Origin of the sequence: Sphingopyxis sp. J-6 (genome assembly GCF_046603995.1) — a bacterium.
GTDB lineage: Bacteria > Pseudomonadota > Alphaproteobacteria > Sphingomonadales > Sphingomonadaceae > Sphingopyxis.
In genome coordinates this window covers 3,975,941-3,999,525 of record NZ_CP145810.1, presented here as the reverse complement: position 1 = coordinate 3,999,525, position 23,585 = coordinate 3,975,941, and the positions used below count along the sequence as shown (strand labels likewise).

Here is a 23,585-nt window from a genome sequence, read left to right as displayed (position 1 = left end):
ACTGCAAGTGAGTGATCAGCTCGCATGGAGAGCTTGCTAGTCCTTTCCGGTATGTCCGCAACCGGTCCCGAGCTGTCATTCTCGCCCCACCGGCTTCAAACGTCCGCTTCTCTAGGTTTGCCGCCTGGAAGCGGCCAGTCCGCATTCGGTCGAAACTGCCCGATCACGAAAGCTTGCGAGACAAGCTTCGAACACTGCCGAAATCAGAGTTCGCCGCCGAGCGCCCCATATTTCGCTTCGAAACCGGCCTTGTCGCCGCGGGCGAGATAGCCCGCCTGATCGACGATATTGTCGCGCGCGATTCGGCCCTGGAATGCGCCGAGCTGCGGATCGATTGTCGCGATATCGGCGTCGGTCCAGTCCGCGATCTGTTGAAAGCTCGTCACGCCGAGACCGCCGAGCAGCGCGACCATCTTGGGCCCGACGCCCTTCAGCAATTGCAGATTGTCTGTCTTTGCCATCGGCGCGGCGGCCGGCGCCGGCGCCGGCGTCGGAGCGGGTTCTGGAGCGGGCGGCGGAACGGTCGGTTCCTCGGGAACGGCGCGCTCCGGCTCCGGCGCGGGCTCGGGCGCCGGGGCCGGACGGGGTTCGGGTTCGGGGGCAGGCGGCGTCTCGGTTGCGGGCGCCGCCGGAACCGAGGGTTCTTCGGGAATATCGAGGGCGGGCTCGGGCTTTGGTGCGGGAGGAGGCGCCGCCTTGGCGACCGGCGCGGGAGGCGGCGTCGGTGCGGGTGCCGGCTCGACCGGCTTGAAACGTGCCGGCTCGGCCGCGACGATTTCGGGCTTTGCCGGTTCGAGCGGCTTGCGGGGTTCGGCGGGAGTCGCGGCCGACGGCGCGATCTCTTCGGGTTTCTTGCGGCCGAAGAGCCACCACAGCAGTATGACCGCGACGACGAGGCCGACGACCGCGACGATCCAATTTTCCTGAAGCCACGTCATGATGCTCTCCCTGCTTTCCGTTCAGCCTATGCGGGCGCGCCAGCCGCGTCCAGCGCCGCCTATTCCGCCTCGCGCGCGACCTCGCGCCAGCCGATGTCGCGGCGGCAGAAACCGGTCGGGAAATCGAGTTTGTCGACCGATGCGTAGGCCCGTGCCTGCGCTTCGGTAACGCTCTTGCCCGTCGCCGTGACGTTGAGGACGCGGCCGCCGGCGGCCACGATCGCATTATCGGCGCGTGCGGTGCCGGCATGGAAGACGCGCACGCCGCCTGCCTCGGCCCCCGCGATTCCGCGGATCGCGCCGCCTTTCGCCGGTGTGCCCGGATAGCCGTTCGCGGCCATGACGACAGTGAGCGCATAATCGTGCGCAAAGGCCGGTGCCTGTGCTGCGGAGAGTGTGCCGGTTGCCGCAGCATGAAGCAGCGCCGCGAGGTCGCCCCTGAAGCGCATCATCAGCACCTGGCATTCGGGATCGCCGAAGCGGCAATTATATTCGATCAGCTTCGGCCCTTCGCCGGTGAGCATCAGCCCGGCGAACAGCACGCCGACATAAGGCGAGCCCTCGGCGGCAAGCGCCCTGACGGTCGGCCGGATGATGCGGTCCATCACCGCGGCTTCGAGTTCGGCGGTGAGCACGGGGGCGGGACTGTAGGCGCCCATGCCGCCGGTGTTCGGACCGACATCGCCGTCGCCGACGCGCTTGTGATCCTGCGCGCTGCCAAATGCGATCACGTCCGTACCGTCGGACAGCGCGAAGAAGCTTGCCTCCTCGCCGGTCATGAACTCCTCGATCACCACCTCGGCGCCGGCGCCGCCGAAGGCGCCGTCGAACATGTCGTCGATCGCGGCCGTTGCTTCGGCCGCGGTTTCGGCGATGATCACGCCTTTACCTGCGGCGAGGCCGTCGGCCTTGATCACGACGGGGATCGCAAAGCCCTCGAGCACCGCATGCGCTTCCTCGGCGCTGGTGCAGCGGACATAGGCGGCGGTCGGGATCGACGCACGCGCGCACAGGTCCTTGGTGAAGCCCTTCGATCCCTCAAGCCGCGCTGCCGCGGCGCCGGGGCCGAAAGTCGCGACGCCGATCGCGCGCAGCCGGTCGGCGAGCCCGGCGACGAGCGGCGCTTCGGGACCGACGACGACGAAATCGATGCTGTGCGCGCGGACGAAGGCGATCAGCCCGTCGAGATCGTCGGCGGCGATGGCGACGCATTCGGCGTGCGCCTCGATCCCCGGGTTACCCGGTGCGGCATAGAGCTTGCGGCAACTCGCCGATTGCGCCAACTGCCAGCTCAGCGCATGTTCGCGGCCCCCCGAGCCCACCAGCAGGATATTCATGTCTGTCCCTTTTCCCGATACGGCGTCCGACGATGGCACCGAAGCGCGGCTGTTAGCCGAGGCGGCGCCGGGGGACAATGCGCCTGCCTTGTCAGTCAGCCAATTGTCGGCGGCGATCAAGCGCACAGTCGAGGATGGCTTTGCACGGGTACGCGTGCGCGGCGAGCTGTCGGGCGCCAAACGCGCGGCTTCGGGGCATTTCTATGCGGCGCTGAAGGACGATAATGCGCTGATCGACATGGTGATGTGGAAGGGGCAGGCGGGGCGCCTCGCCTTCCGGCCCGAGGACGGGATCGAGGTGATCGCGACCGGCAAGCTCACCACTTACCCCGGGCGCTCGAAATATCAGCTCGTCGTCGACAGCCTTGAGGTTGCGGGCGAGGGCGCGCTGATGCTCCTGTTCGAAAAGCTCAAGGCGCGGCTCGGCGCCGAGGGTCTGTTCGACCCGGCACGCAAGCAGCCGCTGCCCCGGCTTCCCGCTGTCATCGGGGTCGTCACGTCGCCGACCGGTGCGGTGATCCGCGACATCCTCCACCGCCTCGCCGACCGTTTTCCGATGCACGTGATCGTCTGGCCGGTGCTGGTTCAGGGCGACGGCGCCGCGGCGCAGGTCGCCAACGCGGTGCGCGGTTTCGACGCGATCCGGCCGGGCGGGCCGGTGCCGCGCCCCGACCTCGTCATCGTTGCCCGTGGCGGCGGCTCGATCGAGGATCTGTGGGCGTTCAACGAGGAAGTTGTCGTGCGTGCGATCGCCGATTGCCGCATCCCGACGATCAGTGCCGTCGGGCACGAAACCGACGTGACGCTCGCCGATCACGTGGCCGACGTGCGCGCGCCGACCCCGACCGCCGCCGCCGAAATCGCCGTGCCGGTGCGCGCCGAATTGCAGGAACTGCTCATCCATCGCGCCGGCCGCATGATCGGCGCCGCGAACCGGCATCAGGCCCTTGCAAGTGAACGGCTTGCCGCCCTCGCGCGGCACCTGCCGCGGCGCGAGGCGCTTTACGCGCCGCAGCGGCAGCGGCTCGACGACGCCGGCGACCGGCTCGACCGGGCGCAGCGGCACCGGCTGACCGTGGTCGCCGAACGGCTGGCGACGCGCGGTGCGGCGCTGCGCCCCGGCCTGCTCGCGCGGCGCTGGGATCGCGACCGGGCCCTGCTCGAGGGGCTGGGGCGACTGCTCGTCTCGCTCGACCCGCGCGCGCTGCTGTCGCGCGGCTATGCGATGGTGCGCGATGCGGGCGGGGCGATCGTGACGACGGCCGGCGCGGCGCGCGAAGCAGGGGCGCTCCGGCTGCAATTCGCCGACGGCGAAGTGCCGGTTGCGGTAAGCGGTGGCGACACGAAGCCTGCGCCAGTTTCGTCTCCGGCTCCGCCAAAGTCGGCCCGCAAACCTGCCGATGCATCGCCGGAGCGGGGGCAGGGCGAGTTGTTCTGAGCCGCCGACGCAACGGGGAGGGGGTGGCTGCGCCGCCAGATATGGCTATAGTCGGGCAAAGACCCGACACCGAATGGACCAAAACCATGTTGATCGCCAGCCGCAACCGCCTCGCCAACCTCCATTACGGACCCAACGGCTTTCGTGTCCTGTCGCCGGGCGACCATGTCCTGTGCGCAGTGACCGGGGTGGCGATCGGGCTCGACGAGCTGCGTTACTGGTCGGTCGCGCGGCAGGAACCCTATGCCACGGCGGCGATCTCGGTGCAGGCCGCGCTGGACGATACGCGCGGCGCATGAGGGGCACGAAGGACCGGTTCCGCACCGCTGCCGCGCTGCCGCTATTGATCCTGACGGCAAGCTGCGTCCCGCCCGCCGACACACCCGCCCCGACGCCGCCGCCCGTCGCAAGCCCGGCGCCGACACCGGCACCGGTGCCGCGACCGAGCGCGCCGGTGCGCGGCGATTTCACGTTTCGCGGCGTGCCCGAACAGGGCGGCGTGCTGATCGGGCAGGTACCGGACGCTACGCGCACGCTGACGCTGGACGGCAAGGCGGTGCCGGTCGCCGCCGACGGCAGTTTCCTGATCGCTTTCGACCGCGATGCCGAAACCGGCCAGCACCTCGTTGCCACGCGCGCCGACGGACGCGCCGTCGAACGCTATCTCGCGGTCGCGGCGGGGAGCTGGCGGATCGAGCATATTAACGCGCCCTATCGCGGCAGCGCGGCGAGCGACGCCGAGTTCGAGCGCCGCCGTCCCGCCGAACTCGCCCAGATCGCCGAGGCGCGGCGAACAGATCATGTATCGGACGGCTGGCGGCAGCAATTCCGCTGGCCGGTGACCGGACGCCTGTCGGGCTTTTTCGGGTCGCAGCGCGTCTATCAGGGCAAGCCCGGCAGCTATCACGGCGGCACCGACGTTGCGGTGCCGGCGGGAACCCCCTTCGTGGCGCCCGCCGATGGGGTCGTCGTGCTCGCGGCGGCGGCACCATTCACGCTCGAGGGCAACCTGCTGATCGTCGACCATGGCATGGGCCTCAACAGCGCCTTTCTCCATTGCCAGCAGCTCGACGTGAAGGTCGGCGATCGGGTGGTCCAGGGGCAGCGGCTGGGGACGGTCGGCCGGACGGGACGCGCCACCGGGCCGCACATGCACTGGGGCCTCAAATGGCGCGACGCGCGGCTCGATCCCGGAAAACTTGCGGGCCCGATGGGCAGCTGAGCGGCCGGCGAGGCCGAAGCGATTTCGTAACCAATGAAACAAAATGTCGCGAAACAGGTGCGGCTACCGCATTGTGTTTCGTCGTTTCTCCGGGTTGTTGCAAATACGTCACAATCACTTCCGAAACCGCCGAACGCGCCGGGAATTTCCTTTACTCAAGATGAATGACCCTCCATCCCGCACGCTATCGGGGTGTCTGTTCGGGGGTTTGTGCCTTCGCGCTGGGGCCCGGGTATCTTAGCCACCAGTAGCAAGGGACTGCACTGTGAAGAAAACCCAACTTTCCATGCTGAAACTGAGCGCCGCGCCCCTCGTCTTGGGCGTCGCGATGGTTTCGGCTCCCGTCCAGGCGCAGGACGCGCCCGCCGACGAAGGCGAAGCGACGATCGTCGTCACCGGTTCGCGCATCGCGCGTCCGAACCTCGAATCGAACAGCCCGGTTGCGGTTGTCACCGGCGAAGCGACGGTCGAAAACGCCGACGTCACGCTCGACACCTTCCTCAACACGCTGCCGCAGGTCAATCCGGCCGGCACCACGACGTCGAACAACCCCGGCAACGGCGGTCAGTCGAACATCAACCTGCGCGGTCTCGGCTCGAACCGTAACCTCGTCCTGATCAATGGCCGCCGCCCGATGGTGTCGGCTTCGGACCAGACGGTCGATCTTAACACGATCCCGCAGGGCCTGATCGAGCGCATCGAAATCGTGACCGGCGGTGCCGGCGCGGCTTACGGCGCCGACGCCGTCGCGGGTGTCGTCAACCTGATCCTCAAGGACAATTTCGAAGGCATCGACCTTCGTGCGACCTATTCGAACTCGCTTCCGAAGACCGACGCGCGCGAATATCAGATCAGCGGCATCATCGGCGGCAACTTCGCCGACGGCCGCGGCAACATCGCCTTCTCGGCCGAATATTCGAAGCGCCAGGGCCTGATCAAGGCGCAGCGTCCGTTCGCGTCGCAGGCGACCTCGACGACGAGCTCGTTCCCGACCGGTTCGCTCACCAACAGCGCGACCAACCCCTATGACCAGGCCGCGGTCGATGCGCTGTTCGCGAGCTATGGCGTTGCGCCGGGTCAGGTCCCGCGGACCAACCAGCTGGCGTTCAACTCGGACGGTTCGCTGTTCGGCGTCGGGACGTTCAACAGCCCGGTCGATGTGTCGAACTTCCGGTACGACCTCTCCTCGCCCGCCAATCCGAACCTCAACTTCTACCCCGATTTCTACAGCTACAACTTCGACATCGTGAACATCCTCGTCCTGCCGCTGGAACGCAAATCGGCGTTCCTGACCGCGAAGTACGAGATCAACCCGGCGTTCGAAGTGTTCGTGCAGGGTGGCTACACCAACTATAACTCGGCGACGGCACTGGCGCCGACCCCGGTCAGCACCGGCATCGTCAACACCAACAGCTCGGCCTCGGTCCTGAACGCGCGTTCGCCGCTGGTAAACCTTTTTCATGACAGCGGGCCGGGGGCCCCCGGAAATGTACCTCCCGGTACTGACCCGACGCCGGGCCGCATCACCGGCTTCGTGGTTCCGGTCACCAACCCGTTCATTTCGGACGACCTGCGCTTGCTGCTCAACTCGCGCACGGGTAACGACCCGAACCTCGCGGGCTCGGGCGCCGATGAAGGCGTTCGTATCGGTTACCGTTTCCTCGGTACCGGTCTGCGCGAACAGCAGCTCGAGAACGAAGTCATCCAGGGCCTCGTCGGCCTGCGCGGCGAGTTCGCTCCCGGCTGGCGCTATGAAGCCTATTACAGCTGGGGCGAAACCACGATCGACCAGCGCGCGACGGGCAACGTCAACGTCCAGAAGGTGCAGCAGCTGCTCGAAGCCGCCGATGGCGGCGACAGCCTCTGCGCAGGCGGTTTCAATCCGTTCGGCATCCAGCCTCTGTCGCAGGCATGCGTCGATTTCGTTTCGGAAACGGGCGTGACGCAGACCAAGTTCACGCAGAAGGTTGCCCAGGCTTATGTCTCGGGTGAACTCGCCGACCTGCCGGGCGGTCCGCTGGGTGTCGTGTTGGGTGTCGAACAGCGCAAGTTCAAATATGCGTTCGACCCGGGTGCCCTCTTCGGTCCGATCGCCGGTTTCAACACCAGCACGCCCGACCTCGGCACCAACGAGTTCCTCGACTTCTTCGGCGAACTTCGTGCGCCGATCATGGATACGCTGGAACTGTCGCTGACCGCACGTCATTCGAAGAGCGACTTCAACGACATCCAGAACGGTGTCGATGGCGCGCCGTCGAACGACTGGACCTATGGTGGCACGATCACCTGGAGCCCGATCGATCAGGTTCGCCTGCGTGCCAGCTACCAGCACTCGGTCCGCGCACCGAACTTCGGCGAACTCTTCTCGGGCGGCGGCAGCTTCCCGCAGATTTTCGACCCCTGTTCGTCGAACAGCAACTTCCGTGCAAACGGCGGTGCGGAAGCTCGCGCGCTTTGCGTTGCGACTGGCGTGGGTGACGGAACCGCCGATACGTTCGTTGCGACTCCCGGTGCCCAGGCGTTCATCACGACGACGGGCAACCCGAACCTGAAGCCGGAAAAATCGGACACCTTCACTGTCGGTGCGGTGTTCCAGGCCGGCGGCTTCACGGGGTCGATCGACTATTACAACATCAAGATCAAGGACACGATCCTCAATCCGGACGTCAACGAAATCATCGCATCCTGCTATGGTTACAACGACATCAATCCGGGTCTTGATGAGGACAGCCCGTATTGCGCCGCAATCGGCCGTTCGAACAACAACATGACCGGTATCTACCTGCCGGCAGAGCTCGGCGGTGACGCCAGCGGTTACTTCCAGTTCGTCAACGCCGGGTCGGTCAAGACCTCGGGTGTCGACGTTCAGCTGGGCTATCGCCTGCCGACGCCGTTCATCAACGAAGACAGCGCGCTCAACATGAACCTGATGGTCAACTACCTGATCGACTTCAAGAATGTCGGTCTGGGTGGGCTGAAGACGGATTATGCGGGCACCGCATCCTACTTCGGCGCCGGCCTGGGAACGAGCTTCCCGCGCTGGAGGGCGACGCTCAACACCAAGCTCAACATCACGCGTGAGCTGAGCTTCGACACCCGCGTTCGCTTCACCGACGGTATGAAGAACCGCGCTGCGGTTCAGTATGTCGGCGAAGAGTTCACGGGTCCGGGCAGCGTCTTCTACTTCGACTTCGCGCTTCAGGCCGAAGTCGATGCGATGACCTTCCGCATCGGCGTCAACAATGCGTTCGACAAGCAGCCGCCGACCTATGCACCGAACGTGCAGTCGGGCACCGATCCGTCGCTGTACGACGTCATCGGTCGCCGCGCCTATGTGTCGGCACGCCTGAAGTTCTAAGCTTCGGCAACGAACCAAAGGAGAGGGCGGGACTGGTGTCCCGCCCTCTTTTTTTATAGACAGCGTCGATGACCGTGACCGACAAATTACGCGCCGCTTATGCGGCCTATGCCAAGGGCGACCTTGCGACCGCGAAAGCCGAGGGCGAGGCGGCGCTCCGCGCGCAGCCTGCGAACCCGACCGTGCTCCAGCTGCTTGGCGTCGTTTCGTGCCAGACCGGCGCGTTGCGGCAGGGGGTGGATTATCTCCGCCGAGCGCTCGCCAATGGCGCCGACACCAGCGATACCCGGATCAACCTCGCACGGGCCCTGCTCGATCTGGGCGAGGCGGACGAGGCTGCACGTGTGTGCGCCGAAGGCGATGTCGCAGGATCGGCCGAATTGCAGGCGATGCAGGCGCAGATACTGAAAGCGCAGGGGCGCGCGACCGAAGCCGGCTGGGCCTATGAAAAGCTGGTTTCGGACGATCCGAAGAATTTCACCGCCTGGAACAACCTTGGCAATGCGCGGCACGAGGCCGGCGATCTGGAAGGCGCGCTGCAGGCCTTTCAGGAAGCGCGGCAGATCGATCCGAAATCCTCGCTCGTCCACACCAATATCGCCCGCGTCCTGATTTCGATGGACCGCTATGAAGATGCCTGCCGGATGCTCGAAAAGGCGGCGCTGCTGGCGCCGCAGGAGGCGGCGCCGCTGATCGAACTCGGGCGGGCGCTGACGAGTATCGATCATGCCGAACCGGCGCTGCGCGCGCTCGGCGCGGCGGCACGTCTCGATCCGTCGAATCCCAGAATCTTCCTGGCGATCGCCATCGCCTTTCTCGACCTGTCGAATAACGACCAGGCCGAGCGGGCGCTGCGCTTTGCGATCAAGGCCGATCGGCGCTTCGCTCCCGCCTATCTCAACCTGGGCATTCTGCTCGAAAAGGCCAATCGGCTCGACGAGCTACGTGCCGTACTGGCCGATGCCACCGTGGCGGGGGTAACCGGCGACGATATCGATTATCTCCGCGCGCTGATGCTGTCGCGCGACGGCGACCGCGAAACGGCGCTCGCGCTGATCCGCGACCTGCATGGGTCGAGCGTCAACTCGACGATCCGAATGCAATTCGCGGGGCAGCTCGCCGACAGGCTCGGCCGGGCGGAGGACGCGCTCTATTTCTATGAGGAAATGAACCGGGCGCAGGCGCAAAGCCCGATGGGTGTCGGCGTCGATCGCAGCGCCTATCAGCGCGCCATTGCCGCCGCCGATCGCCAGACGACGCAGGCGTGGTTTGCGGGATGGGCCGAGGTGCCGCCCGCTGCCGACCGCGCTTCGCCGGCTTTCCTGGTGGGTTTCCCGCGTTCGGGCACCACCTTGCTCGACACGATCCTGATGGGACACAGCCGCACCCATGTGCTCGAAGAGCTGCCGATCATCGAGGAACTGGCGCAATCGCTGGGCGACCTCGACCACATCCGCACGCTCGATGCGGCTGCCGTCGCCGACCTGCGGGGCCGCTATTTCGCCGAGCTCGACAAGCGCGCGCCGTCCCCGGCCGGCGGGCTCGTCATCGATAAAAACCCGCTGTCGATGATCCGCGTCCCGCTCATCCATCGCCTGTTTCCCGACGCGAAGTTCATTCTCGCGATGCGGCATCCGTGCGACGTCGTGCTGAGCTGCTATATCCAGAATTTCAAGCCGACCGAGGCGATGGCGAGCTTTCTCGATCTCGCCAACGCCAGCCGCACCTACGACAGCATTTTCCATTATTGGGAAAACTGCCGGGCGCTGTTCCCGATCGACGTTCATATGCTGCGCTATGAAGCGATGATCGCCGATGTCGCGGCGGCGACGCGGCCGCTTTTCGATTTTCTCGGGCTCGACTGGGAAGAGGGCGTCCTCGACCACCAGAAAACGGCGGTCGAGCGCGGCTTCATCCGCACCCCCAGCTATGCGCAGGTTACCGAACCGATCTATTCGTCGGCGAGCGGGCGCTGGAAGCGCTACGAACCCCAGATGCGCGAAATCCTGCCGATTCTCGCGCCGTGGGTCGAGCGTTACGGTTACAGCCTCGACTAGCCGTCGCGCGCGCGCAGCCAGCCGGTGATCGACAGGCGTGGTTCGGGCGCGAACGGGGTGACGTAGCTGACGCTATGCTGCTGCGGCACCGAGAAGAGCCGTAGCGCGTCCATGCGGGGGGCAAAGGCTTCCTCGATATTGCCGTCGTCGCCGTGGAACATCAGCAGGCCGCCCCATTCGGCGCGCCATGCCGGCGCCAATGAATAGACATAGGCGGCGCGGCGGTGCTTGCCCGCCACATCGTCGTCGTGGCGGGTCAGGAAGTGTCCTGCGCCATAGCTCGTCGCCTGACCGTCGGCGAAGGCGGCATCCTCGCAGCCCAGAATGGCGCCGAGCATGGCCAGCACGGCGGGCGAGGAGAGAAAGGCGACAAAGCCGGTCAGCAGGTCGGACGGATCGGCGGTGCGGCCGGCATCGGGAACGCGAATGGCCTCGTACCGATATTGGAAACCCTCGCGGCCGGCGTTCACGATATGCCGGTCGAGTTGGCTGCGCTGGGCGGGATCCATCGCCGCATAGGCGTCGCGGGTCATCTCATAGACCTTGTCGCCGGCGTTCATGACAAGCTTCCAGTCGGTGCGGGCGAGCAGGTGATGCCGCAGGGTTTCGGCCTGGCCCTCCGCCAGCAAGCCCTCGATCTCCACGCGCCCGTTGCGCAGGAACTGCCGCCGCAGCGCATCGTGGTCGATCCGGTCCGAAAGCCGAAAATCCAAGGCCATGATCCTTTGGTTCCCAAGGGTTTCACCGCCCGGTCGCCGGCGGGGTCGAATTGACAGTGACGGGGGCAAGCGAATATATTCCTTGCATAGCGATATTGCTTTGGAGTTGGACTGTCATGCGCGGATTTCATCTGTTGAGCCTCGCCGCGGCCTCCTTGCTGCTTCCCGTAACCCCGGCGTTCGCCAGCCCTTCGACCGACAAAGCGGCCGTCGATGCCAAGGACAAGATGGTCTGCAAGCGCACCCAGCGGACGGGTACGCGTTTTTATAGCCAGATCTGCAAGACTGCGGGACAATGGGAAGCAATTGAGGAGGAGCAGAAGCGCAATGCGCGCGAACTGATCGATCGCCCGCAGATCGAGATCCGGCGCGAGTGACCCGATGAAGCTGGGGATGCCGCTGGTCAAGCTGGCGCGGCAATATTGTGCTGAAACGCTCGCCGCCGAGGTTGCGGCCTTGCCTGCGGCCGCGTGGTTGCCGCACCCCGGCCGCCTGCCCGGAAACGATGCGGTGCCGCTGATCACGCCGGCGGGACAGGTGTCGAACGGGTTCAGCGGCCCGATGGCGCCGACCGAAGCGCTGCGCCAATGCCCCTATATCACCGAAATCCTTGCCGATCTCGGCGCGGTGTGGGGTCGCAGCCGGCTGATGGGGCTGGCGCCGGGGGCGGTGGTGCCCGAGCATGTCGACGTCGGCTATTACTGGCGCACCCATATCCGCATCCACATCCCGGTGATCACCAACCCCGGCGTTGCCTTCAGCTGCGATCGCGAGACCGTCCATATGGCGCCGGGCGAATGCTGGCTGTTCGACAGCTTCTGCCTGCACAATGTCCGCAACGACGGCGACCAGAAGCGCGTCCATCTGGTGCTCGATACCGTCGGCGGCGAAAAACTGTGGGGCCTGATTGCCGAAGCCAAAAATATGGGCCGCGATGCGCAGCCGGTCCAGCGGATCGCGCCGGGATCGGTCGCGCCGGTGCCGCTTGCCTATGAACAGGTCAACCTGCCCGCGGTGATGTCGGTGTGGGAAGTGCGCTGCCATATCGATTTTCTGCTCGCGCAATGCGCCGATACCGACGCGCGCGGCGCGATCGCGGCGCGGCTCGAGCAGTTCGCCAACGCCTGGGGTGCGCTATGGGCGCAATATGGTACCGCGGCGGCGGGGCTTCCGGCCTATCGCCGGCTGATCGGCGACGTCCAGCGCGACCTCCAGCGGCTCGAGGCGCAGCGTATGCTCCTGCCCAATAATGTCCCCTTCGACCGCGCGCTTGCCGAACTGGTGTTCATGGTCGCCGCACCCGACGCGGCATCGCCGGTCGCTGCTGCAGCCTGACCGATGATCGTTTCGTACAAGCATCGCTTCATTTTCGCCGCGATTCCGAAAACTGGAACGCATTCGGTGCGGCATGGCCTGCGCGAGCATATGGGACCCGACGATATCGAGCAGGCCCGCCTGTTCGTCGAAAAGAAGTTCCCGATCCCTGAACTCGCGCGGCTCGGCCACGGGCATATCAGCCTTGCCGAAGTGCGCCCCTTCCTCGGCGAGGAGATGTTCTCGAACTATCTGAAATTCGCTTTCGTCCGCAATCCGTTCGACCGCTTCGTCTCCTATTGCGCTTTTGCAACCAGTCGCGAAGGGACGTTCGCGCGCGACCCGCAACGCGTGATGCGCCATTTCCTGTTTGTCGCGCCGCCGCATCAGCACATCATCTTTCGCCCGCAACATCTGTTCCTGACCGACCGCGACGGAACGCTGCTCGCCGATATGCTGGGTAAGGTGGAGGAGATGCAGCAATCCTATGATGCGATCTGCGCGCGCATCGGCATCGCGTCGACGCCGCTCGATCATGCCAACCGCTCGCAGCGCGGCGCCTATCGCGACTATTATAATCAGGAACTGATAGACGGCGTCGCGAAAATCTATGCCCGCGACCTCGACCTCTTCGGTTATGAGTATTGACCGGCAAAATTTGAGGCGCGCGCCATGTACCCGAACCCTCGCAAGACCAAGAGCATCCGCCGGCTCGGCGCAGTCGATATCGCGGCGCTGAAGGCCGCGGTGCTCGCGATTCCCGAAGATATATGGCAGGCGGAAAATGCCGACAAGCCGAACCGTTTCGAGGCGCTCGACGCGACCGCGCACATCGTCTTCCGCTTCGTGTCGGACGTGCGCGACTGGCGCGCCTCCTTCGCGCGGCCGATCTGGGAAGCCTGGGAGCCGACGATCATGCCGGTGCTGCGCGCCGCGACCGCCGATTATGGCTATGCCAACGGCATCTTCCCGCGCGTCATGCTCGCGCGCATGCCGGCCGGCGGCATCATCCAGCCGCACCGCGATGCCAACCCGGCCGCGAAATGGCCGCACAAGATCCATGTGCCGATCCAGACCAACGATCAGGTGCTGTTCCGCCTCGGCGGCGAGACGCACCATATCGCCGAAGGCGAGGCGGCCGAGGTGAACAATATGGACATGCATGCGGTGGTCAATCGCGGGACCGACTCGCGCATCCACCTGATCTTCGAATATTATGATGCCGATCAGGCGGACCCCGCATGGATCGGTGAGGTGGTCAGCGCCTGACGCTTCCGGCGAAGCGTGCTTGACCGGGGATGAGCCGAAACTGAAGATCGCCTCGCGTCGCCCTGCGGCGCCGGTCTGTTGCATCTTCGTCACAGTGGCGAAGGAAACGACAGAAATGATTGGAGATTTTCTTTACTCCTGAAGCGGCGGTTGCCAAGCACCCCTGCATGGGGGTGTGCTCGTGGCGTACCAACACCCCCACGGCGCATGCCGCTATGATCCACGAGCAAGGAACTTCAAACGTGAAAAAACTGATCGATGCGCGGCGCCTTCGCCTTGGCGCCGCCCCGCTGGCTATGGGCATTGCGCTCATCGCGGTTCCGGCTATCGCGCAGGATGCGCCCGCCGATGAAACAGCCGCCGAAGAAGGCGATGCCATCGTCGTCACCGGGACGCGTATCGCGCGCCCCGATTTCAGCAATCCCAATCCGGTGGTCACCGTTGATTCGACGACGATCCAGCAGTCGGGGCAGACCAACCTGACCGAATTCCTGTCGGACAATCCCGCCCTGCTCGGTTCGCAGCGCAACATCAACACCGGCGGTTCGAACCTGCTGAATGCGCAATCGGTCGGCGTCAATCTGCTCAACCTGCGCAACCTCGGCACCAGCCGGACGCTCGTCCTCGTCGACGGCAAGCGCCATGTCGCGGGCTATCCCGGGACGGCCGCGGTCGATATCAACACGATCCCGACCGATCTCGTCGAGCGCGTCGACGTGCTGACCGGTGGGGTGTCGGCGATCTATGGCGCCGACGGCGTTTCGGGCGTCGTGAACTTCATCCTCAAGAAGGATTTCGAGGGCCTGAGCCTGCGCGCCCAGAACAGCATTTCGCAGCGCGGCGACGCTGGCGAGCGCTATATCGCGGCGACGGCGGGCAAGAATTTCGCCGACGGCCGCGGCAACGTCACGGTCGCCTATGAATTCAATGAAACCGATCGTTTCAGCCAGAAACAGCGCCTGAACTACGGACGCACCGGCCCGTCCTATGCGCTCGTGCGCAATCCGAACGATGGCGATCCCAATTCGGCCGATGACGATCCGAATGTGCCCGACCGCATCCTGCTGACCGGCCTGCGCTGGGCCGACAGCTCGATGGGCGGTGCGATCGATTTCACCGGCGACGGCGTTCCCGAATTCACCGGCGAGGGCAAACCCTATGACCTCGGCAACTATGTCCCCGGCACCGCCTTCACCATCGGCGGCGACAGCACGCCGCGCGAGACCTATTATGGCGATTACACGCCCTATACGCGGCGCCACATCGCCAACGCGATGGCGAGTTACGAGTTCGATCCGGCGTTCAAGCTGCACGCCGAGGTCAAATATGTGAAGTCGAAGGCGTGGACCGAATCGCAGCCGACCTATGACCTTTATACCGAGCTTGCACCCGACAACGCGTTCCTGATCGAGCGTTTCGGCGAGGATCTGGCGTCGGAGGGCGCGCTGTTCAGCCGTGACAATTTCGATTTCGGCCAGCGCCGTTACGAACTCGACCGCGAACTGTGGCGCGGCGTGATCAGCGCGACGGGCGAGCTGACGCCGCACCTCAACTATGACGCGTCGTTCGTGTTCGGTCAGGCGACGCAGCGGTCGACCAACTATGGCGACCGGATCGCCGACCGCTATTATGCGGCGCTCGATTCGGTGTACGACGCCGACGGCAACATCACCTGCCGCATCAACCTGCCCGGCGAAACCGACATCTTCGGGTCGAGCTTCGGCAATCCGGTCGTGTTCAACGGTCCGCCGAAGACGTTCCGGCCGGGCGAGTGCGTGCCGCTCAACATTCTCGGCAACGGGTCGCCGTCGAAGGAGGCGCTGGCCTTCGTCCTCGCCGACCATTCGGACTATTCGCGGCTGCGCCAATATGTCGCCAGCTTCGCGCTGTCGGGCGACACGGGCGCCTTTTTCGAGCTGCCGGGCGGTCCGGTCGGCTTTGCTCTCGGCGCCGAATATCGCAAGGAAACGAGCTATTCGCGGCCGTCCGAATATAGCCAGGGCGGCGACCTGATCGACAATAGCGCGGCCCAGGTCGAACGCGGCAGCTTCGACGTCAAGGAGGTCTATGGCGAAATCCGCCTGCCGATCCTCGCCGACATGGCGTTTGCGAAGGACCTGTCGATCGGCGGCGCAATTCGCGTCTCCGACTATTCGACGGTCGGCACGACGACGACGTGGAACGTCAACGGCACCTATGCGCCGGTGCGCGACATCGCCTTCCGCGGCACCTATTCGAAATCGGTGCGCGCGCCGAACATCACCGAGCTGTTCTCGCCGCTCAACGGGTCGTTCGAGTTTATCGACGATCCGTGCGGTCCCGACCGGATCGCCGAAGGCAAGGCACCGCGCGCGGCCAATTGCCGTGCGGCGCTGGGTGCGCTGGGTATCGACATCGATGCCGTCGATGGCGACGGCGACCCGCTGTTCGACCCGGCGAACAATGGTGCGTCGCCGGGGAACAGCAGCTTGCTGGGTCAGCAGGGCGGCAACCCCGACCTCAGCGCCGAAAAGGCGAAGACCTGGACGGCCGGCGTGGTGCTCAACCCGAGCTTCCTGCCCGGCCTGACGATGAGCTTCGACTGGTACGATATCAAGCTGACCAAGGCGATCCAGTACTCGACCGCGCAGGATATCGTCGACCTCTGCTACGATCAGCCGTCGCTCGACAACGACTATTGCGCGCTGATCAGCCGCAGCGGCACGACCGGCTTCGTCAACAATTACAAGGTCATTCCCCAGAATGTCGCTTCGTTCCGCACCGCGGGCCTCGACGCGAACATTCGCTACCGGATCGACCTCGGCGACAAGGCGGGCAATCTCGACCTGCGGCTCGTCGGCAATTATCTCGACAAGCTGAGCTTCGTACCGTCGCTCGGTGCGGATCCCGAAAACGAGCGCGACAGTTCGGTCTATCCGGCGCCCAAGTTCAGCGCCAGCTTCGACCTGACCTGGCACAAGGGCCCGTTCACGCTCAACTATGGCATCGACTGGTGGGACAAGACCCGCCGCGTCACCCGCGAAGAGCAGGCGGCGAACCCCGATTATGCGCCCTCGCAATATATCTGGTACCGCCAGAAGTGGGAGCATGAACTGTATATGGCGTATGATGTCGCGGACAAGTTCCAGTTCTACGGCGGCGTGAACAACCTCTTCGACCGCAAGCCCGACGACGGCGCGGTCGGCTATCCGATCAGCGCGGTCGGCCGGTCGTTCTACGTCGGGATCAAGGCCAAGGTGTTCTGATCCGGCAGAACGGTGCAAAAAAGGGGCCGGAGGGAATATCCCTCCGGCCCCTTTCTTTTGCCTTGAAGCGGGGCTCAGCCGGCAGGTGTCAGCACCAGCGCCCCGTCGCCTTCGTCGACCTTGATCGTCGACCCGTCCTTGACCTCGCCCTTCAGGATCAGGTCGGCGAGCGGGTCCTGCAGATATCTCTGCACGGCGCGCTTGAGCGGCCGGGCGCCATAGACCGGATCGTAACCGACGCGGCCGAGCCACGCGCGCGCCGCGTCGGTGAGGTCGAGCGTCACCTTGCGATCGGTCAGCAGCTTCTGGACGCGTGCGACCTGAATGTCGACGATGCCGCCCATATGCTGCTGCGCGAGGCGGTTGAAGAGCACGATCTCGTCGAGCCGGTTCAGGAACTCGGGCCGGAAATGCGCGCGCACGACTTCCATCACCGCAGGCTCGGCCTGCTCGACCGGCGCATCGTCGGGCAGCGCTGCGATCGCCTGGCTGCCGAGATTCGAGGTCAGGATGATCAGGGTGTTGGTGAAGTCGACCGTGCGGCCCTGCCCGTCGGTGAGGCGCCCGTCGTCGAGCACTTGCAGCAGGATGTTGAACACGTCCTGATGCGCCTTTTCGACCTCGTCGAACAGCACGACCTGATAGGGCCGGCGCCGCACCGCCTCGGTGAGCGTGCCGCCTTCCTCATAGCCGACATAGCCCGGGGGCGCGCCGACGAGCCGCGCGACGCTGTGCTTCTCCATGAACTCGGACATGTCGATGCGGACCATCGCATTGTCGTCGTCGAACAGGAAACGTGCGAGCGCCTTGGTGAGCTCGGTCTTGCCGACGCCCGTCGGGCCGAGGAACAGGAAGCTGCCGAGCGGCCGGTTGGGGTCCTGCAGCCCCGCGCGCGCGCGGCGCACCGCGGTCGAGACGGCGCGCACCGCCTCGTCCTGCCCGATCACGCGCTTTTCGAGCGTCGCTTCCATGCCGAGCAATTTCTCGCGCTCGCCTTCCATCATCCGGTCGACGGGGATGCCAGTCCACTTGCTGACCACCGCGGCGATGTCGTCGGCGGTAACTTCCTCGCGGAGCATCGCATTGCCCGCCGCGGCTTGCGCCGCTTCGAGCTGCTTTTCGAGCCCGGGGATGGTGCCATAGCTGAGTTCGCCCGCCTTCGCGAGGTCGCCCGCGCGCTGCGCCTGGTCGAGCGCCGAACGCGCTGCGTCGAGCTCTTCCTTGATCTTCGCCTCGGCGTGGATCTTGTCCTTCTCGGCATGCCATTTCTGGGTGAGCCCGGCCGACTGCTGCTCGAGATTGGCGAGTTCGGACTGCAAGGTCGCGAGCCGGTCCTTCGATGCGGCGTCGCTCTCCTTGCCGAGCGCGGCTTCCTCGATCTTCATCTGGATGATCCGGCGGTCGAGCCCTTCGATCTCCTCGGGCTTCGATTCGACCTCCATGCGGATGCGGCTCGCCGCCTCGTCCATCAGGTCGATCGCCTTGTCGGGCAGGAAGCGGTCGGAGATATAACGGTTCGACAGCGTCGCGGCGGCGACGATCGCGCCGTCGGTGATCCGCACCCCGTGGTGCAGCTCATATTTCTCCTTGATCCCGCGCAGGATCGAGATCGAATCCTCGACCGTCGGTTCGCCGACGAACACCGGCTGGAAACGCCGCTGCAGCGCCGGGTCCTTTTCGACATGCTTGCGATATTCGTCGAGCGTCGTCGCGCCGATGCAGTGGAGCTCGCCGCGTGCCAATGCTGGCTTCAGCAGGTTCGAGGCGTCCATCGCGCCCTCGCCCTTGCCCGCGCCGACCAGCGTGTGCATCTCGTCGATGAACAGGATGATCTCGCCCTCGGCGGCCTTCACGTCGTCGAGCACGCCCTTGAGACGCTCCTCGAACTCGCCGCGATATTTGGCGCCCGCGATCAGCGCGCCCATGTCGAGCGACAGCAGGCGGCGGTCCTTCAGGCTGTCGGGCACGTCGCCGTTGACGATGCGCAGCGCCAGGCCTTCGGCGATCGCGGTCTTGCCGACGCCGGCTTCGCCGATCAGCACCGGGTTGTTCTTGGTCCGGCGCGCGAGGATCTGGATCGTGCGGCGGATTTCCTCGTCGCGGCCGATGACGGGGTCGAGCTTGCCCTCGCGCGCGACTTCGGTGAGATCGCGCGCGAATTTCTTGAGCGCCTCATAGCGGTCTTCGGCCGAGGCGGTGTCGGCGGTACGCCCGCCGCGCAGGTCGTTGATCGCCTTGTTGAGCGCGTCGGCCGTGACGCCCGCGTCGGCGAACGCCTTGCCGACCGGGGTCGTGGCAGAAAGCACCATGGCGAGCAGCAGCCGCTCGACGGTCACATAACCGTCGCCCGCCTTGCTCGCGACCTGTTCGGCCTGGTCGAGCAGGCGCACCGCGTCATTGTCGAGCCCCGGCGTTTGCTGCGCGCCCGATCCCGACACCGCGGGCACCCTCGCGAGCAGCGCGTCGATGCCTGCGACCGCGCGCGCGGCGTCGCCGCCGCTCTTCGCGATCAGGCCCGCGGCCATGCCTTCATTGTCTTCGAGCAGTGCTTTCGCGATATGCTCGGGCGCGATCCGCTGATGGTTCAAGCGGATCGCGATCGTCTGCGCCGCCTGCAAAAAGCCCTTGGCGCGATCGGTAAATTTTTCGAGGTTCATGGAAGAACGCCCCTTTCTTGCCCAGCAAGATAGTGTTGCACTTTGGCAACACAAGAGGCGCCGGGAAGTTCCGCCGAACGCCTAGGCACCGCTGCGCGCAAGCTCGTCGAGCAGCCTGACGCCAAAGCCCGACATGCCCTTCGGCACCAGCGGCGTCGCCTTGTCGGCCTGGTTGACGCCGGCGATGTCGAGATGCGCCCAGGGCGTCGCTTCGTCGACGAAAAAGCCGATGACATGCGCCCCGATGCTCGCGCCCGGCCCCTGGCTCGGTGCGATGTTGCGGATGTCGGCGATGTCGGACTTGATCTTCTCGGCATAATTTTTGTGGAGCGGCATCCGCCACAATTCCTCGCCGCTCGCCGTCCCGGCCGCGAGCAGCGCGGCGGCGAGTTTCTCGTCGCGCGCGAACAGGCCCGCATATTGATCGTCGAGCGCGCCGACGATCGCGCCGGTCAGCGTCGCGATATTGACGATCGCCCGCGGCTTGTAAGCGCTGGCGACATATTCGTTCGCATCGGCGAGGACGAGGCGGCCTTCGGCGTCGCTGTTGAGCATCTCGATCGTCTTGCCCGACATGGTGCGGGTGATGTCGCCGGGGCGCTGGGCATTGCCGTCGGGCATATTCTCGGCAAGCGCGGCGACGCCGACGACATGGACCGGCGCGCGCGATTTGGCGAGCGACAGCACCGCGCCGACCGCCGATGCGGCGCCCGACATGTCGCCCTTCATGTCCCACATGCCCGCGCCGGGTTTCAGCGAAATGCCGCCCGAATCGAAGGTGATCCCCTTGCCGACGAAGGCCAGCGGTGCGTCGGGCGCGCTGCCGCCACGATAGCGGACGAGCAGCAGCCGCGACCCGCGCGGGCTGCCCTGGCCGACGCCGACGAGCGTGCCCATGCCGAGCTTGCGCATCGCTGCTTCGTCGAGCACTTCGATGCTGACGCCGCCGACACCGGCAAAGGCGTCGCGGACGCGTGCGACGAAACTTTCGGGATAGATGATGTTCGCGGGTTCGTTGGCGAGGTCGCGCGACAGCCGCACCCCTTCGGCGAGCGGCTGCCAGCGTCCGTCGAAGGCGGCTTTGGCGGCAGCGGGATTGGCGCCGAGCAGCGTGACCGCGCCCGTCGGCACCGCCTTCCGGTCGACGGTCTTGTAGCGGTCGAAGCGATATTGGCCGAGCGCGAAGCCATAAGCGACGTCGGCCGCCGCTGCGTCGCCATAGGCGCCCGCGACCGTCACCGGCTGGGCTTCGTTCGCCAGTTCCTGTGCCGCCTTGCCGCCGGCCTCGGCGAGCGCGAGCGACGAGGGCGCAGCGCCGGCGCCGACAAGCAGGATGCGCGAATGCGCGCCGATACCGCGCAGCGACAGGGTCGATCCGGCTTCGCCCTTGTAATCGGCGGCGGTGATCGCGGCGGTGACGGCTTGCCGCTCGGCGCCGGTCAGCGGTGCGCCGTCGAGCGGCGGCAGCACCGCATCGGTCATCACGACGACCAGCGCACCCCCCGCCGGCGCCTCGGCCGCAAAGCCGATCGCGCGGCCGGCGCTGTTCGCGGTGGTTGCCGGAACGACGCCCGAACCGGTGACGGTCTGGGCCAGCGCGGCGGATGCCGGGGCAAAAGACAGGCAGGCAGCGAGGAGCAGGCTCTTGGTGCGCATTGGACGATAATTCCCTGTTTTTTCGAATGATGCTGCCTGCATAGCGGGACCGGCACGCCGCGCAAACCGCACTCGACGAACGACAGCCGCTTGCCATCGGACGACAGGGTCGCCACACAGGCGCGATTTTGAAACATGCCCCGACGGGAGAATGGACCATGCTGCGACGGGCTTTGCTGGCTTTGCTGTTGCTGCTTGTCGTCGGGGCAGCATCGCTCGCCGTCTGGGAGCCGCTGACCGCCAGCGCGCCGCCGGCGCCGACCTACAAGCCCACCGATGTCCGGATCGCGCGCGACAAGTTCGGGGTGCCGCATATCTTCGGCAAGACCGATGTCGATGTCGCTTACGGCGTCGCCTATGCGCATGCCGAGGATGATTTCTCGACCTTGCAGGAAGTGCTCGCGATGACGCGGGGCCGCGCGGGTGCCATGCTCGGCGAGGATGGCGCCAAGGTCGATTATGCCGCGGCGCTGCTGGATATCCGGACAACGACGGCGCGCGACTGGCCGCGGCTGCCAGAGGATGTGAAAAAGCTCTTCACCGCCTATGCGGCGGGGCTCAACCATTATGCCGACAAGCATCCGGGCGAGGTGCGGCTGTCGGGGCTGTTCCCGGTGACCGGCGAGGATGTCGTTGCGGGTTTCGTGCTCCGTTCGCCTTTCTTCTTCGGGCTCGATTCAGTGCTCGGATCGCTCGTCGGCGATACGCCGATCGGGCGCGAAGGCGGTCCGGCGCTCGATGCGACGGGCAAGCTCGTGCCGCGCGAGCTGACGCCGGTCGGCCGTGACCCGGCCGATAGTCTGACACCAGTCGGCCGTGACCCGGCCGACAATGGCTCGAACGGCATGGCGGTCGCGCCGGCGCGCGCCACCGACGGCGCGACGCGGCTCGTCTCCAACTCGCACCAGCCGTGGACCGGCGGCGTCGCGTGGTACGAACTGGTCGTCCATTCGGGCGAGGGCTGGGATTTCGCGGGGGCGAACTTCCCCGGCTCGCCCTATCCCTTCCTCGGCCACAATAAATATCTCGGCTGGACGAACACGGTGAACCGGCCCGACCTGATCGACGTCTACCAGCTCGTCCTCGACGACGAGGGCAAGAACTATCGCTTCGACGGCAAATGGCTGCCGCTCGAGGAAAGGCGCATCTGGCTGAAGGTGAAGTTCGGGCCGTTCGTCCTGCCGGTGCCGCGCACCATCTGGCGCTCGGTTCACGGACCGGTGATCAAAAATGCCAAGGGGGCGTTCGCGATCCGCTACGCGGGGCAGGACCAGGCGAATATGGTCACCCAATATTACCGGCTGAACAAGGCGAAGAATTTCGCCGAGTGGCGCGCGGCGATGTCGGGTCAGGGCGTGCCCGCGACCAATTTCATCTATGCCGACGCCGCGGGCAATATCGGCCTCTTCTATAATGCGATGTTCCCCGACCGGCCGGCGGGATACAACTGGCGCGGCATCCTGCCCGGCGATACCTCGGCCGATGTGTGGACGAAGACGCTGCCGTTCGACCGCGTCCCTGCGCTGGTCAACCCGCGCTCGGGCTATGTGATGAACGCGAACAACACGCCGTGGGTCGCGGCGGGGCCGGGCGACGAACTCGACGCCGCCGCCTTCTCGCCCTTGCTCGGCATCGAGGACGACATGACCAATCGCGCCTCGCGGCTGATCGACCTGTTCGAGGCATCGGGGCAGATCGACGAGGCGCGGCTGAAGGCGATCAAATATGACACCAGCTATGCGAAGACCGGCTATGCCAAGGCGTGGATCGACCGCATCCTCGCGCTCGACGTCAAGGGCGATCCGGCGCTCGTCGAGGCGCAGCGGCTGCTCGGCAAATGGGACTGGAACCTCGACGGCAAGGGGCATGGCGACGCGCTCGCGCTGATGCTGCTCCGCCCCGCGAACGGCAGCCATTACCAGCGCCGCGCCGAACCCGATCCGCTGACGACGTTGAAGGAGGTCGTTGCGCATTTGCAGGACCATTTCGCGGGCCTCGACCCCAAGCTCGGTACGGTGCTGCGGCTGCGCCATGGCGAGGGACCGAACCGCGTCGACCTGCCGCTCGACGGCGGCAACGACACCATCCGCGCCTCGACGTTGTGGGACGAAGAGCCCGACGGGCGGTTGAAGGTGCGCCACGGCGACAGCTTCATCATGTTCGTGACCTGGGACAAGGCGGGACGCGTCCGCTCCGAATCGATCCAGCCCTTCGGCGCCGCAACGACGCGGCCCGAAAGCCCGCATTACAACGATCAGGCGCCGCTGTTCGTCGCGCACAAGCTGAAGCCGGTGCTGTTCGACCCGGCGGCGCTGAAGGCCAGCGGTGCGCGCTTCTATCGACCTTGAAAGGCGCATTCCGCTGTCCTAAACCGC

16 protein-coding genes are annotated in these 23,585 nt (G+C 65.8%); 11 read left to right on the top strand and 5 right to left on the bottom strand.

The window, feature by feature from the left end; all coding sequences use genetic code 11:
- Nucleotides 1-203: 203 nt before the first annotated feature.
- Together V6U71_RS18955 and purD are read right to left on the bottom strand one after the other, a co-directional pair.
- On the bottom strand, nucleotides 204-938 hold the full coding sequence (locus V6U71_RS18955; protein WP_411339892.1) for a hypothetical protein: 735 nt from the start codon (nucleotides 936-938) through the stop codon (nucleotides 204-206).
- A 59-nt stretch (nucleotides 939-997) separates the two neighbouring features.
- Nucleotides 998-2,275, bottom strand: coding sequence for a phosphoribosylamine--glycine ligase (gene purD, locus V6U71_RS18950; RefSeq protein ID WP_411339891.1), 1,278 nt, complete (start codon nucleotides 2,273-2,275; stop codon nucleotides 998-1,000).
- Here purD and xseA point away from each other — a divergent pair.
- From xseA to V6U71_RS18925, 5 genes are all read left to right on the top strand, one after another.
- Entirely contained in the window at nucleotides 2,274-3,713 is a 1,440-nt protein-coding gene (xseA, locus tag V6U71_RS18945; RefSeq protein ID WP_411339890.1) for an exodeoxyribonuclease VII large subunit, read from the top strand. The genes purD and xseA overlap by 2 nt on opposite strands.
- Nucleotides 3,714-3,799: 86 nt before the next feature.
- Entirely contained in the window at nucleotides 3,800-4,012 is a 213-nt protein-coding gene (locus V6U71_RS18940; protein ID WP_054589418.1) for a DUF2093 domain-containing protein, read from the top strand.
- Entirely contained in the window at nucleotides 4,009-4,935 is a 927-nt protein-coding gene (locus V6U71_RS18935) for a M23 family metallopeptidase (RefSeq protein WP_411339889.1), read from the top strand. Before V6U71_RS18940 ends, V6U71_RS18935 begins: the two co-directional genes overlap by 4 nt.
- Nucleotides 4,936-5,221: 286 nt before the next feature.
- Nucleotides 5,222-8,293: a TonB-dependent receptor domain-containing protein gene (locus V6U71_RS18930; protein ID WP_411339888.1), complete on the top strand. Its 3,072-nt coding sequence runs from the start codon at nucleotides 5,222-5,224 to the stop codon at nucleotides 8,291-8,293.
- A gap of 68 nt (nucleotides 8,294-8,361) precedes the next feature.
- Nucleotides 8,362-10,350 (top strand): tetratricopeptide repeat-containing sulfotransferase family protein, encoded by a 1,989-nt coding sequence (locus V6U71_RS18925; protein WP_411339887.1) that lies wholly within the window; start codon nucleotides 8,362-8,364, stop codon nucleotides 10,348-10,350.
- Here the strand turns inward: V6U71_RS18925 and V6U71_RS18920 are convergent.
- Nucleotides 10,347-11,069, bottom strand: a complete 723-nt coding sequence (locus V6U71_RS18920) for a 2OG-Fe(II) oxygenase (RefSeq protein ID WP_411339886.1) — start codon at nucleotides 11,067-11,069, stop codon at nucleotides 10,347-10,349. The two genes, V6U71_RS18925 and V6U71_RS18920, sit on opposite strands and share 4 nt — an antisense overlap.
- Nucleotides 11,070-11,203: 134 nt before the next feature.
- Between V6U71_RS18920 and V6U71_RS18915 the strand changes: the two genes are divergently transcribed.
- The 5 genes from V6U71_RS18915 to V6U71_RS18895 all read left to right on the top strand — a co-directional run bounded on the left by V6U71_RS18915 (nucleotide 11,204) and on the right by V6U71_RS18895 (nucleotide 16,897).
- Nucleotides 11,204-11,446 carry a hypothetical protein gene (locus V6U71_RS18915; protein WP_411339885.1) on the top strand — a complete coding sequence of 81 codons (243 nt, stop codon included), beginning with the start codon at nucleotides 11,204-11,206 and terminating at the stop codon, nucleotides 11,444-11,446.
- A gap of 4 nt (nucleotides 11,447-11,450) precedes the next feature.
- Nucleotides 11,451-12,404: an aspartyl/asparaginyl beta-hydroxylase domain-containing protein gene (locus V6U71_RS18910; protein ID WP_411339884.1), complete on the top strand. Its 954-nt coding sequence runs from the start codon at nucleotides 11,451-11,453 to the stop codon at nucleotides 12,402-12,404.
- A 3-nt stretch (nucleotides 12,405-12,407) separates the two neighbouring features.
- Nucleotides 12,408-13,031 (top strand): sulfotransferase family 2 domain-containing protein, encoded by a 624-nt coding sequence (locus V6U71_RS18905; RefSeq protein ID WP_411339883.1) that lies wholly within the window; start codon nucleotides 12,408-12,410, stop codon nucleotides 13,029-13,031.
- Between the two features lie 24 nt (nucleotides 13,032-13,055).
- A complete protein-coding gene (locus V6U71_RS18900) occupies nucleotides 13,056-13,652 on the top strand; it encodes an aspartyl/asparaginyl beta-hydroxylase domain-containing protein (RefSeq protein ID WP_411339882.1) in 597 nt (198 codons plus the stop codon).
- A 242-nt stretch (nucleotides 13,653-13,894) separates the two neighbouring features.
- A complete protein-coding gene (locus V6U71_RS18895) occupies nucleotides 13,895-16,897 on the top strand; it encodes a TonB-dependent receptor plug domain-containing protein (RefSeq protein WP_411339881.1) in 3,003 nt (1,000 codons plus the stop codon).
- Nucleotides 16,898-16,971: 74 nt separating this feature from the next.
- Here V6U71_RS18895 and clpB read toward each other — a convergent pair whose 3' ends face one another.
- Nucleotides 16,972-19,554, bottom strand: coding sequence for an ATP-dependent chaperone ClpB (gene clpB / locus V6U71_RS18890; RefSeq protein ID WP_411339880.1), 2,583 nt, complete (start codon nucleotides 19,552-19,554; stop codon nucleotides 16,972-16,974).
- Nucleotides 19,555-19,635: 81 nt separating this feature from the next.
- Entirely contained in the window at nucleotides 19,636-21,210 is a 1,575-nt protein-coding gene (locus tag V6U71_RS18885; RefSeq protein ID WP_411339879.1) for a leucyl aminopeptidase, read from the bottom strand.
- A 158-nt stretch (nucleotides 21,211-21,368) separates the two neighbouring features.
- Here V6U71_RS18885 and V6U71_RS18880 point away from each other — a divergent pair, with 158 nt between their 5' ends.
- Complete coding sequence (locus tag V6U71_RS18880) at nucleotides 21,369-23,558, top strand: acylase (protein ID WP_411339878.1); 2,190 nt, start codon at nucleotides 21,369-21,371, stop codon at nucleotides 23,556-23,558.
- The last annotated feature ends 27 nt before the right edge of the window (nucleotides 23,559-23,585 follow it).

Bases quoted from the DNA above. Each gene is read 5' to 3' on its own strand.
- V6U71_RS18925 (WP_411339887.1), top strand. From the start codon at position 8,362: ATGACCGTGACCGACAAATTACGCGCCGCTTATGCGGCCTATGCCAAG.
- V6U71_RS18935 (WP_411339889.1), top strand. From the start codon at position 4,009: ATGAGGGGCACGAAGGACCGGTTCCGCACCGCTGCCGCGCTGCCGCTA.
- V6U71_RS18885 (WP_411339879.1), bottom strand. From the start codon at position 21,210: ATGCGCACCAAGAGCCTGCTCCTCGCTGCCTGCCTGTCTTTTGCCCCG.
- V6U71_RS18930 (WP_411339888.1), top strand. From the start codon at position 5,222: ATGCTGAAACTGAGCGCCGCGCCCCTCGTCTTGGGCGTCGCGATGGTT.
- V6U71_RS18920 (WP_411339886.1), bottom strand. From the start codon at position 11,069: ATGGCCTTGGATTTTCGGCTTTCGGACCGGATCGACCACGATGCGCTG.
- xseA (WP_411339890.1), top strand. From the start codon at position 2,274: ATGTCTGTCCCTTTTCCCGATACGGCGTCCGACGATGGCACCGAAGCG.
- V6U71_RS18905 (WP_411339883.1), top strand. From the start codon at position 12,408: ATGATCGTTTCGTACAAGCATCGCTTCATTTTCGCCGCGATTCCGAAA.
- purD (WP_411339891.1), bottom strand. From the start codon at position 2,275: ATGAATATCCTGCTGGTGGGCTCGGGGGGCCGCGAACATGCGCTGAGC.
- V6U71_RS18880 (WP_411339878.1), top strand. From the start codon at position 21,369: ATGCTGCGACGGGCTTTGCTGGCTTTGCTGTTGCTGCTTGTCGTCGGG.
- clpB (WP_411339880.1), bottom strand. From the start codon at position 19,554: ATGAACCTCGAAAAATTTACCGATCGCGCCAAGGGCTTTTTGCAGGCG.
- V6U71_RS18900 (WP_411339882.1), top strand. From the start codon at position 13,056: ATGTACCCGAACCCTCGCAAGACCAAGAGCATCCGCCGGCTCGGCGCA.
- V6U71_RS18940 (WP_054589418.1), top strand. From the start codon at position 3,800: ATGTTGATCGCCAGCCGCAACCGCCTCGCCAACCTCCATTACGGACCC.
- V6U71_RS18955 (WP_411339892.1), bottom strand. From the start codon at position 938: ATGACGTGGCTTCAGGAAAATTGGATCGTCGCGGTCGTCGGCCTCGTC.
- V6U71_RS18910 (WP_411339884.1), top strand. From the start codon at position 11,451: ATGAAGCTGGGGATGCCGCTGGTCAAGCTGGCGCGGCAATATTGTGCT.